The organism is Hyalangium sp. (assembly GCF_035629615.1).
Lineage (GTDB): Bacteria > Myxococcota > Myxococcia > Myxococcales > Myxococcaceae > Hyalangium.
Window position 1 is genome coordinate 1 of record NZ_DASPHO010000045.1, and the last position, 10,927, is coordinate 10,927.

A 10,927-nucleotide genomic window follows, 5' to 3' on the forward strand; every position below is an offset into this window, starting at 1 on the left:
TGTTTCTTCCTGGACGCTTCAACCTGGAGGGAATTCCCATGGATGGAGGACTGGCACTCTTCGGCCTCGGTCTCTTCCTGCTGTCGATCGCTGGCCTGTATGTCCGCTCTTCATTCGGGCTGGCGTGGTTCCTGCTCGCCGCAGCCCTCGTGTCGATGGGCATGGCCTTCAGTGAGTCCAAGCGCTTGCGCGAGGTGTCGCTGGGCCTGGGTGTCGCGCTCCTCGGTGCCGCCCTGGTGAGCCTCATCGTGGGCGCCATGTGGTGGATGGTGCTCGGCACCTTCCTCTTCTCCGCGGCCTACGTGGTGCTCTGGGCGGAGTTCCGGTTTCCTTCCTTTGGCCACGTCACGGCGGACCAGGTGCCCCACCACGCACGCGGCCGGTGGCGCATCCACTGGCCCCGGCGCGCTCACCGCACGTGAGCCTGCCCTCTCATTGAGGCAAGGCCCACCGCGCCTTCGTGCTGGCCCGGCCTCCGCCCGGCGCCGACAGGTAGATCCCGTGCGTCCCACTCTCGTGGAGGCGCCGCGCCGCCTCCGCGTCGTCGCCCGAGGGTGGCAATGAGGAGCTGGCGGGCTCAGCCGCGGCCTCCCGGGCCGTGAGCACCTTGGCGAGCAGCCAATCAACCCGCGTGGAGATGGTGAGCTTCAGCTCGGGCAGCGCGGGCACTATGTGCAGCCGCGGCTCCTGCCAGGCCAGGATCTCCAGGAGCGCCCTCTCACCCTCGCGCCCGGCGATCTTCGCATGAACGAGCTCCCCAGCGAGCACGTGGATCGTCCCAGCGCGCGAGCCCGAGCCCACCTCCACCATGCACGTCCTGCGTTCCCGAGCGAGCAGCTGCAGGAAGCCGAAGAGCGTCACTCCCGCGCGCTGCTCCCTCGCGCACTCGTGCAGCCGCTCCCGCGCCTGGAAGAGGAACGCCTGGGGGCTGATCGTCTTCGGCAGGCAAGGCACCTGAGGCGCCATCCCCAGGCCTCGCAGCCCATCCCACGGCTCATGGTTGCTCAGCACCACCACCGGCAGCAGCGGGTGCTGGTTCATCAGGTGCACCAGGAACCGGAAGCCGTCCATCACCGGCATCCAGAGATCCGTGATCACCAGATCCACGTGCCGCTCCTCGACGAGCTGCACCGCCTCCTCGCCGTGTGAGGCCTCCAGCACGGTGAACTCGTTGCGCTGGGTTTCCAGCGCGCCCTTCACTCTGGCCCGCACGTACTTGTCATCGTCCACTACCAGGATGGTCTTCATGGGCCTCTCCACGGATGGGCGCCTGCCCTGGCAGACAGCAGAGCAACAGCGATGCCGCGCGCCGGGAGGCTGGCAACCCCTTGGAACCTCTAGGGGCTCAGGTGCACGCAGCGGGCCTCGCGCAGGATTTGCGTCCCGGCCTCATTCATTTGCGTCCCGTGAGGAAGCGCGGGCCTTGCTCACGCGGGCGTCTCCGTGGGCCGGGGCGTCACCTGCCCCCCGTGCACGTCCATCCACAGTGTGTCCGTGGCCGCCGCGCCTCGCACCAGCGAGCCGTCCGTGGTGGTGAGGAACACCTGCGCCCCGCTGCTGGCCAGGTAGCTCATGAGGTACGCGTTGCGCTCCGGATCCAGCTCGCTGGACACGTCGTCCAGCAGCAGCAACGGCAGGAAGCCCATGGCCGCGTGGAGGTTTTCGATCTCTGCGATCTTCCAGCCGAGCACCAGCGCCCGCTGCTGTCCCTGGCTCGCGTAGGCCCGCGCGCTGCGGCCCCCCAGCGTCAGCGTCACGTCGTCCGCGTGGGGCCCCACCGAGGTGAAGCCCCGCTCCAGGTCTCTCCGCCGCCGCCCCGCCAGCGCCTCCAGCAGCGCATCCGTCAGCCTCGGCTCATCCGCCTCGGCGAAGTCCTGCCCCAGGTGCGAGGGGTGGTAGCCATACAGGGCCGGATCCGGCGTCCGGCCAATGGCGGCGAAGGTGGCCTGCGCGCGCGGCGCCAGCTCTGCCATCAGCGCCCGCCGCCGCACGTACACCCGGGCCCCCGCGCGCGCGAGCGTCTCCTCATATGCGTCCAGGTATGCCGGATCCGCCGCGGGCCCCTCGCGCAGCAGCCGGTTGCGGTTCTTCAGCGCCCGGGCGTAGTCCCGGCTCTCCTTGAGGAAGGCCGGGAAGCGGTTGAACACCGCCCGGTCCAGGAAGGTGCGCCGCGCGTCCGGCCCGCCCTTCACCACCTCCAGATCATCCGGCGTGAAGGCCACCACGGAGACGCCGCCGAAGTACTCCTCCAGGCTCGCGGCCTTCTTGCCGTCCACCATGGCCTGCCGCACACCGCCGCTCACCTCCACGGAGATCTCCCGCTCCGCCCCCTTGAGGAGGAAGCGGCCCGTCACGCGAGTCCCCTGAGCGCCCCAGCGCACCAGCTCCGCCAGCCTGCCGGCCCGCAGCGGCTTGAGCGTGGCGAGGAAGTAGAGCGCCTCCAACAGGTTCGTCTTCCCTTGCCCGTTCTGTCCCACGGCGATGGTGGCGTGGGGGCTGGGCGCCAGGGAGACCTGGTGCAGGTTGCGGAAGTCCTGGAGGTGAAGCGCGAGCAGGCGCACGGTACGAGGCTCAGAACAGCGGACGAGGGGGGTGGATCCCCCTCATAACGCGCCCCCCACCGCAGCGGGGGCTCAAGGTGAGGTTACTCCCTTGCCCAGCGGGTAGACGAACCCGGTGCTCGTGACGAGGTAGAGTGCGGGCGTCCCGTTCTCGTTCACCACGAACATCCTCGCCCCGGTCAGCCCCCCCGTGCTTGCGAGCTCCGCGGGGAGCGCGAGCGGCTCCCACGCCAGCAGCCCAGACTGCCCGCCCGTGCTCCGCACCGTCCGGTACACCGCCTTCTCTCCGAGCGCGACCGGCCACCCCTCCAGCACAGAGTAGTCCGCCACCCGGTCCTCGAACTCTGCCGGCAACGGCCGCGTGAGGGGGATGCCCTCGGGCAGCCTCAGCACCTGGCCATCCCTCAGGCCTACCCTGCCGTAGCCGCTGCCCACGGCCTCCCGGGACCAGACCTCCACCGGCTCACCGCTCCCCAGCTCCAGCTTCTTCATCGCCCAGGCCTTCGTCCGCGCATCCTGCGAGTACTCGAAGACACTCCGGCCCGTGGCCACCCACCCCCGGACCACTACTCCTTCTTCCGCGGACAGGTTGACCGTCCGGTCCCGCGCCAGCGAGCGCACGGGAAAGTCCGGCTCCGGCGTCAGCTTCGACTGGAGCACCGTGCCCAGCTCCGGCTCCAGGACCAGATCGGAGCTCGACAGCTCCGTGTAGTAGAGCTGGTCGTTCGCGGTGAGCACGAGCGAGACTCCCCCATCATGTGGCACGCCCTGCCCCAAGAAGGGCGCTTGCGCAGGCGCTCCCGAGGGTGCCAGGAGCTGGGGCCCATAGGCGTTGCTCAGCTCCGGTCTCCCCGCAGAGTCGCGCGCCACCTGGGCCAGCTGCCCCGTCTCGAGCATGAACCAGCCTGACACTCCTTCCACCAGGGTCTCCAGGGCGACCGTCTCCTCGGTCATGCCATCTCGCCGCATGGGCGTCACCACCGTCAGCCCCGTGCTGTCTTCCTGCTGGGGTGGCGGCAGCTGGATCGCGAAGAAGTTGGGTGAGGCGGCGATGAACGCCGGAGGACCCGCATCCGTCTTCGGGAGGATCCCCAGCGCGGTCGGCGTGCGATCCAGGAACATCGGCCGCAGCCGGCTCAGGGAGGTGCCCCGCCAGAGCTGGCCGTGGCTGCCTCCCATCGTCAGCCAGGCCCCTTGAGACTCATCCACCGCGCCTGGCGCGAGGATCCTCCGCTTGCCAGGCTGACCCGGTGACTGAAGCTCCACGGTGGGAACCTCCGCCAGCTCCAGGGGCGACTCCAGCGGCTGGCGCAGGCAGGTATCCCTCGCGGTGACGACGGAGGCCCCCACCACCCGGAAGAGGCTCCGCACACCGCTCTGGGACTCGCACAGCACCTCCACACCCAGCGCACCATCCGTCACCGGGGTAAAGGCGACGAGCGGATCCCTGCCGCACGGGCTGCAGTCATCCCACGCCCGCTCCAGGCGCGGCTCCTGCGGGCGGCCGGGCGGGCGGGAGAGCACCCACGTGCTCAGCACATCCTGCTGAGCCATGACTCGGCGCAAGGCCCAGACGCCCAGGGTGTCGGTGTAGCGCAGCTGCCAGCGCTCCGCCGCCTCGACAGTCCCATCAGGAGCCAGCGCCGCGATGGGGTCCGTCGGGTTGAGCACCTGCCACACTCCCGCGGGCGGCGCCACCTCTGGCCCCTGCGAGCGCCAGAGGAAGTAGAGCGGGGTGACGGCCACGGGCACCGGCTCGGGCACCCCCCCATCCGTCTCTTCCCGCCGCGCCAGGAATGTCAGTGGCGCGGGCCGTACATCCAGGTAGTACCCGGGCAGACTCCCACAGGAGGCACCGGAGCACGGGGTGACGCCCCCATCGGCCGTGGAGAACGCCGAGGGGAAGGCCGTGTAGCTCCCCGTGGAGAGGTTCACCTCGCCCGCGTTTGCCCGAGCGGGATCTTCCCTGCCGCGTATCACCACGAGCATGTCGCGGGAGGCGCCTGGCGGGCCCAGGGAAGTCGCGCGGAGCTTCCGTGCGCCCAGGAGTGCGCCCGCAGCCCCCTCAGTGACAGGCTTGGGGCTCGTCGAGAGGCTCGTGGTGGGCCGGTCCACGTCGAACAGCCCCACCCTCCCCCCCTGAGTCTCCTCCCCCATCACCGCGAGGTGATTGCCCACGAAGGCCATGCTCCTGGTCCCCCTGATCACCTGGACAGTCAGCGGAGCGGAGACAGGCGCGGCGGAGACAGGGGTGGCGAGGACGACGCCTCCGTCCGTGTACTTCACCACCGCGAGCGGCCCGGACTCCGGCGGGATCGACGGGCCGAACTCCAAGCCCTGCGGGCCGGCGGCCTCTCCCGCGACGAGCCCCGTCTCACCCATGAGCACCTTCGGGTAGCGCCGCTCGGGCGAGAAGCTCGGGGGATCTCCCAGCGTGCCCTGCTCGGCCTGGGCCTCGTGGCAGCGCCCGTCGATGCCACACCGCCACTCCTCTGGGCACTGCTTGTCGCGATCCGCTTCGGCGACATCGAACTTGCAGGGGAAGGCGTTGCCCTCCTCCACCTTGAGCCCCCCCGTGCACGCCATCCACACGCCCAGCGCCACCAGGACCGAGCTCAGCGCCACCACGCTCCGCCGGGCGCTCATGGCAGCACCCCCACCACGGCCATGCCTCGCCCAGAGGGGACCAGCGCGACCCGCGGCCCCCCTTCCGGCGGCGGCATCAACCAGAGCCCCACGCCCACCAGCGCCGCGCCTGCTCCCATCAAGACCAGCGACACCGTCTTGTCCCTCCCCAACCGGTCGTTCTCCTTCTGGTAGAAGGAGAGCTCGCGGAGGTTGCCCGGCGTGCAGCTTCCCTCCTCGTCCCTGGCCGGACACAGCTCGTCGTTGAGCACCTTCTGCCGCGACAGGGCAATCAGCCCATAGACGCCGCCGCCCATGAGCGCCGCGCCGCCCCCCGCCACCAGCGAGTAGGGGACGAGCCGCGAGGCCTGCGGTGGCAGCGGCGCACCGCTCGCCTCCGCCGCGGCCCAGGGCATCAGCTGGCGCAGCGTCTCCACCTTCTTCGCCAGGCGCGTGCTGCGCCCCACCGGCCGGGCCTTCACCGTGTCCAGCATCTGCAGCGTCAGCTCGTAGGTGGAGCCCAGCTTGGACAGCGAGCCTGTCAGCACGTAGCGCGCCTGCAGCACCTGGCGCAGGTCCGTCGCGCACTGCGCGGGATCCTCGTCACAAGCGCCGAGGATCTGTCGCTGCCGCTCGCTGCTGAGCACCGTCTGCAGGTCCTTGTGGGAGATTACCTGGAACAGGCCGCGCTCACTGAGCGTCTGCACCAGGGCATCGGTGAGGGCTGCGGCCTCTTCCGCGGAGGCCCCCTGCGCGGTGAGCGCTCCCACCAGCAGCTGTGGCTTCTCGTCCGGCTTGAGGGGCGTGGAGGGTGTGCTCACCGTGGACTCCGTGCCCGCGAAGGCAGACAGAGCCCACAACCCCATGAGGAGTCCTACAGTCGCGCGCATGCCCCTCCCTCCGTGCCGGTGGAAGGAAGAACCCGCCCCCGCACGTCCAGTTGCGGGACTGTAAGCGGAATTACACTCCCGAGCGAGCCACGGCACGCGCCGCCTGGACGAGCCCCGGGAGATCCTTCACGTCCGCGCCCACCTCGCCCGCGGGCAGCACCGCGCGAGCTGGAGAGAACAACCGCGCGGGGGTTCGCGCCTGGCCTCGAAGGCGGATGAAGAGGTGCAGCGCCTCGCGCATGCGCTCCACGTCCGGGCCCGTCTCATCCTTGGCCCGGAGCGCCGCGGCCCACAGCCGTGTCCAGGCCAGCTCCTCGTTCCACACCCCGCTGGGGCGCGCCTGGGACAGCCGCGTCAGCTCGGCGGCCAGCTCGAAGAGGCCTGCCCGCCCCTCGCTCATGCCGGCCCTGGCCACCAGCCGCGCCTCCGGAGATACCTCGCTCGCGGCCAGCCACACCAGCAGCTCCGGCACCTCCCCTTCGCTGGCCACCACCGGGGAGAGCCGCGCCTCCAGCAGCTCGCCCAGCCGCTCGCGCGCCACGTCGTGCCAGAAGGCCGCATGCAGCAGCAGCTCCGGGCCGCTGCGAGGTGCCCGCACCGGCGCGCGGCGCACACGCCGCTGGAGGAAGGTGCGCACCCGGCCGCCCTCGTCGAAGCGCCTCAGCCGCTCCCACACCGCCCGCAGCGCCGCGTCCGCCAGGGGCAGCGCACGGCAGAGCGAGTCCGCCTCGGCGGCGTTGAAGGGCAGAGCCCCCTCGGGCGCGGGGCGCTTGAAGATGCGCTCGAAGACCTCGGCCGCGGCGCAGGCGGCGCGCAGCTCCGGGAGGTTGCGCGGCAGCACCTCCACGGCGCGGGCCCACGTGCGCCGCCCCAGGAGCGGGCCGGAGGCGAGCACCTGCTCCTCCAGCCGCAGCAGCGCCGCACCCAGGGAGTCCGGAGGCGCGCCGGGCGCCAACCTGCGCTTCACCGCATGGGCAACCTCGTCGCGCAGGTGCCGCACCTCCTCCACCAGCCTCACCGGGGCCAGCTCCTTGGGCCAGCCCTCGGCGGCGGCGCGGCGGCTCACGGCGGCCAGGGTGAGATCCACCTCGGGCTGCGCCAGGGCCACCTCTCGCAGCAGCTCCAGGTTCGCCCGGAGCCGATCCCGCCAGAAGAAGGCATTCAGCAGCCCCCGCAGGGCGCGGTAGCGCAGGCGCGAGGCCTCCAGGAGGTCCGCTCGGTCCTCCAGTCTCGCCCGCAGGGTGTCGGGATGGGTCGCCACGCTCCCCCTACTATAAGGAGGAGTCAGGCGGGTGGCAGGCCTTCCCCCCCCCAGGGCTGGCACCGGTGAACGAACAGGGGCCCCTTGGCAGGAACCTCCCTGTCCGGCGATGTTGACTGTCTGGAAACGAGGCCCCATGAAGCTCCTGTCGCCTGCCCTCGCCGCACTGACTGTCTCGCTCGTGGCCACACCGCCCGCGCTCGCCCTGGATCAGCGGCAAGCAGATGCCCTCTGTGCCGCGTGGAAGCTGGAATGCCCCGCGGGGGCCGCCTTCACCTCCACTGGCTCCGGGAAGGGAACCGGCGCTCTGGAGTGCAAGGTGAAGGGACGCCCGGTGAAGGAGGGCCCCTCGGTGACGTGCAAGGAAGGCGAGGCGCTGTCCTGGGGGGACTGGAAGGCCGGCAAGAAGCACGGCCTCCAGGTGACGATGCGCCCCAACGGCTCCTGGACGGAGGAGCGCTTCGCGGACGGGAAGCTGGAGGGGCGTTCCGTGGAGTACAGCGCCGAGGGACAGCTGCTGAAGGACATGCACTTCCAGGCCGGGAAGAAGCACGGTCCCGCACTCACCTACACGACGAGTGGGCAGCTGGCCTCCCAGGAGTTCTGGGACAAGGGCATCAAGGGCAAGAAGCCCGTGCCCGCCGCGGGTGCCTCGGCCAAGAGCCCCGCTGAGGCGAAGCCCAAGGCCCCGGCGAAGGCCACCCAGGGAAGCGCGGCTCCGGCGGCGGCAGGCGGTGAGGAGGCCACCGACGCGGCCCCGGCCGAAGAGGGCGAGGTCGCCGAGGAGAAGCCCAAGGCCCCCGCGAGCGAGGAAGAGGAAGCCCCCGCGAGCGAGGACGACTCGCAGGCGAACACCCCGCAGCCGTAGCGCCCGCTCCGCTCGGGAGGAGACACGGCGTGGAGGGAGGCTGAGCACCGGCCCCCCGCCGGACGTCAGACGCGCATGGGCATGACGACGGCGGTGAAGCTGCGGTCGCCCGGGGCGTGGATGACGCCGGGGCTGTGCTCGTCCCCCAGCTCGAAGGAGATCTCCTCCGTCTCCAGGACGGAGAGCACGTCGGTGAGGTAGCGCGCGTTGAAGCCGATGGTGATGTCCCCGCCTCGGTAGGCCACCTCGAGCACGTCCTTGGCCTCACCCAGGTCCGGGTTGTTGGCGGTGATGAGCAGCTTGTTCTGCTCCAGGCCAATGCGCACGGCGTAGCTCTTGTCCGCCGAGAGCAGCGCGATGCGCTTGAGGCTCTCGAGGAAGCGCACCTTGGACACCATCACCACCTTCTCGCCTTCCTTGGGGATGACGCGCTGGTACTCGGGGAACTGGCCGTCGATGAGGCGCATCACCATGGTGAGGCCCGGCTTCTTGAAGAGGGCCGAGTTCTCCGCGAAGCCCAGGTGACATTCGGCCTCGGGGGCCTCGTCCAGCAGGCGCTTGAGCTCCATCAGGCCCTTGCGGGGGATGATGACGCCGGCCTTCAGCTTGAAGTCGCCGTTCAGCTCGCGCTCGATGAGCGAGAGGCGGTGCCCGTCGGTGGCGACCATGCGCACCTTGCCGCCGGCCTGGGGCTCGAAGAAGACGCCGTTGAGGATGTAGCGCGTCTCGTCCGAGGAGATGGCGAACTGGGTCTTCTTGATCATCTCCAGCAGGACGGTGCCGGAGAGCTGGACCAGCGGAGCGTCCTCTTGCTTGGGGAGCTTGGGGTACTCCTCGGCGGCCATGCCGACGATCTTGAAGTGGGCCGAGCCGCTGGAGATGTCGACGTAGTTGTTGGGGAGCTTCTTGAGGGTGACCTGGGCGTCCGGGAGGTTCTGGACGATGTCGAAGACGTACTTGGCGCTGAGGGTGATGGCGCCAGGCTTGGAGACCTCGGCGGGGTGCTCGGAGACGATGCCGATGTCCAAGTCAAACGCGGTGACGGTGATGCCGCTCTTGGTGGCGTTGACGAGGACGTTGGCGAGGATGGGCATCGTCGTCTTGCGCTCCACGATGCCCTGAGCGCGATAGAGGGCCTTCTTCAGCTCGTCGGTGGCAATACGGAATTCCATCGGGTGGCTTCCTCAGTCCTCGTGAGACGACTCGTCCTTGAGGGGGTGTAGCCTGGGGGAAGGGGTGCGTCAACGAACCGACCTGCGGCTTTGTGTACTGGCATCCGAGCCCGGCCGATCCACGGCATGGCACGGCGCCCACCTGCTCGGAGATTCAGGTGGGACACGACTGGACGTGTAACAAATGCACATTGCCGTATACGGTTTCCAACCTCCCGCGTCACCTGATTTCTTCACGCCCTGGCAGGTAGGCTCCAGCGCCCCTCACCCGGCCGCCTCACGGGCGTTGGCGAGGAGCGCAGCCACCCCCAGTCTTCCTGCCCACTCATCCAGGTAGGAAGCGTCCAGCACCCCGGCGGACACCCGTAGCACCTGGACGATGTCTCGCCACTGGGAGGTGGAGTTCTCTCCACCGTCGCGGAAGCACAGCAGCTTGCGCAGCACCGTGTCCTCGGGACTCTTGATGGAGAGGCCGCGACCCTCCGGGGGCAGCACGATGCGACGGCGTCGCGCGAACTCACTCGCATCGAAGGGGCTCTCGCGGAGCATGAAGAGGTCCACCTTGGTCAGGCTGGGGAGGTGGAAGATGTTCCAGGAACCCCGCCGCGTGACGGCGTCGCGCAGGGCCTCTAGCGCTTCCCCCAGAAGGAGGGCCACACCGATAACAGCGGGCAGCTGGCTCACGTCAGTGCCGGGTGGGGCCCGAACAAGCGGAGCGCGACCGCCCGGCCATAGATTCTCTCGGCCAGCCGCACCCGGACCTCCGTCTCGTCCGCCTGAGGGTAACGCTCGCGAATGCCCGCCTCTGCCAGGTAGCGCACCGCCTCTGTCAGCGCTCCTGCCTTGAGCAGCCGGTCCGCAGGAGGCTGCGCGCGGAGCAGCTCGATGTATCGCGCTTGCTGGCGCGGATGGGTGTCCTGCTCCATGACCTGAAACATAGCGCTTCGCCGAGAGGCTGCCAGAGGCGTGATACCACCTCTCCCCCCATCGCATGACACTCAACCCTGGCCGCCCTATCCCTCCCCGAGCACCCAAGCAGGGCTGAAACCCGGACCCAGCGGCCTGCATATAAGGCACATGAGGAGACCCACCATGGACCTGCCAGCCACCGCGCCAGCGCCCGCCGCGAAGACGGACGAGGAGTGGAAGAAGCAGCTCAACCCAGAGCAGTACCGCATCCTCCGCAAGAAGGGGACCGAGCGGGCGTTCACGGGAGCCTACTGGGACCACCACGAGGCCGGGGTGTACCGGTGCGCCGGCTGCGGCAACCCGCTGTTCGCCTCGGACACGAAGTTCGACTCGGGCACGGGCTGGCCGAGCTTCTTTACCCCGGTGGAGGAGGGTCGTGTCGCCGAGCACGATGACAGCTCATTCTTCGTGCGGCGCACGGAGGTGGTGTGCAGCCGCTGCGAGGGCCACCTGGGACACGTGTTCCCTGATGGACCGGCACCCACGGGGCTGCGCTACTGCATCAACTCGGCGGCGCTGACGTTCGACAAGAAGGGTTGACCGCCAACACTCGCACTGGCCTCCCGGGCGCGGAGGACCGA

The 10,927-nt window shown here is 69.9% G+C and carries 11 protein-coding genes; 3 read left to right on the forward strand and 8 right to left on the reverse strand.

The window, feature by feature from the left end:
• A partial coding sequence (locus VD972_RS01985; RefSeq protein ID WP_324979883.1) for a hypothetical protein occupies positions 1-422 on the forward strand: 422 nt, incomplete at its 5' end.
• Between the two features lie 10 nt (positions 423-432).
• On the opposite strand, the gene VD972_RS01990 is transcribed toward VD972_RS01985, so the two are convergent.
• The 5 genes from VD972_RS01990 to VD972_RS02010 all read right to left on the reverse strand — a co-directional run bounded on the left by VD972_RS01990 (position 433) and on the right by VD972_RS02010 (position 7,337).
• Positions 433-1,248, reverse strand: coding sequence for a response regulator (locus VD972_RS01990; RefSeq protein WP_324979886.1), 816 nt, complete (start codon positions 1,246-1,248; stop codon positions 433-435).
• 179 nt (positions 1,249-1,427) lie between these two features.
• Positions 1,428-2,561 (reverse strand): DNA replication/repair protein RecF, encoded by a 1,134-nt coding sequence (gene recF / locus VD972_RS01995; RefSeq protein WP_324979889.1) that lies wholly within the window; start codon positions 2,559-2,561, stop codon positions 1,428-1,430.
• A gap of 72 nt (positions 2,562-2,633) precedes the next feature.
• Positions 2,634-5,207: a hypothetical protein gene (locus VD972_RS02000; RefSeq protein ID WP_324979892.1), complete on the reverse strand. Its 2,574-nt coding sequence runs from the start codon at positions 5,205-5,207 to the stop codon at positions 2,634-2,636.
• Entirely contained in the window at positions 5,204-6,076 is an 873-nt protein-coding gene (locus VD972_RS02005) for a CsgG/HfaB family protein (RefSeq protein ID WP_324979895.1), read from the reverse strand. The genes VD972_RS02000 and VD972_RS02005 overlap by 4 nt, the downstream gene beginning before the upstream one ends.
• A gap of 70 nt (positions 6,077-6,146) precedes the next feature.
• Positions 6,147-7,337 carry a hypothetical protein gene (locus VD972_RS02010; protein ID WP_324979898.1) on the reverse strand — a complete coding sequence of 397 codons (1,191 nt, stop codon included), beginning with the start codon at positions 7,335-7,337 and terminating at the stop codon, positions 6,147-6,149.
• 136 nt (positions 7,338-7,473) lie between these two features.
• Here VD972_RS02010 and VD972_RS02015 point away from each other — a divergent pair, with 136 nt between their 5' ends.
• Positions 7,474-8,205, forward strand: a complete 732-nt coding sequence (locus tag VD972_RS02015; RefSeq protein WP_324979900.1) for a hypothetical protein — start codon at positions 7,474-7,476, stop codon at positions 8,203-8,205.
• 65 nt (positions 8,206-8,270) lie between these two features.
• Here VD972_RS02015 and dnaN read toward each other — a convergent pair whose 3' ends face one another.
• The 3 genes from dnaN to VD972_RS02030 form a co-directional block, all read right to left on the reverse strand.
• The gene (dnaN, locus tag VD972_RS02020) at positions 8,271-9,377 is read right to left on the reverse strand and encodes a DNA polymerase III subunit beta (RefSeq protein WP_324979902.1); all 1,107 of its coding nucleotides are present in this window, start codon (positions 9,375-9,377) and stop codon (positions 8,271-8,273) included.
• A gap of 264 nt (positions 9,378-9,641) precedes the next feature.
• The gene (locus tag VD972_RS02025) at positions 9,642-10,034 is read right to left on the reverse strand and encodes a hypothetical protein (RefSeq protein ID WP_324979905.1); all 393 of its coding nucleotides are present in this window, start codon (positions 10,032-10,034) and stop codon (positions 9,642-9,644) included.
• A 23-nt stretch (positions 10,035-10,057) separates the two neighbouring features.
• The gene (locus VD972_RS02030) at positions 10,058-10,315 is read right to left on the reverse strand and encodes a hypothetical protein (RefSeq protein WP_324979907.1); all 258 of its coding nucleotides are present in this window, start codon (positions 10,313-10,315) and stop codon (positions 10,058-10,060) included.
• 154 nt (positions 10,316-10,469) lie between these two features.
• Between VD972_RS02030 and msrB the strand changes: the two genes are divergently transcribed.
• Positions 10,470-10,886, forward strand: a complete 417-nt coding sequence (msrB, locus tag VD972_RS02035; RefSeq protein ID WP_324979910.1) for a peptide-methionine (R)-S-oxide reductase MsrB — start codon at positions 10,470-10,472, stop codon at positions 10,884-10,886.
• The last annotated feature ends 41 nt before the right edge of the window (positions 10,887-10,927 follow it).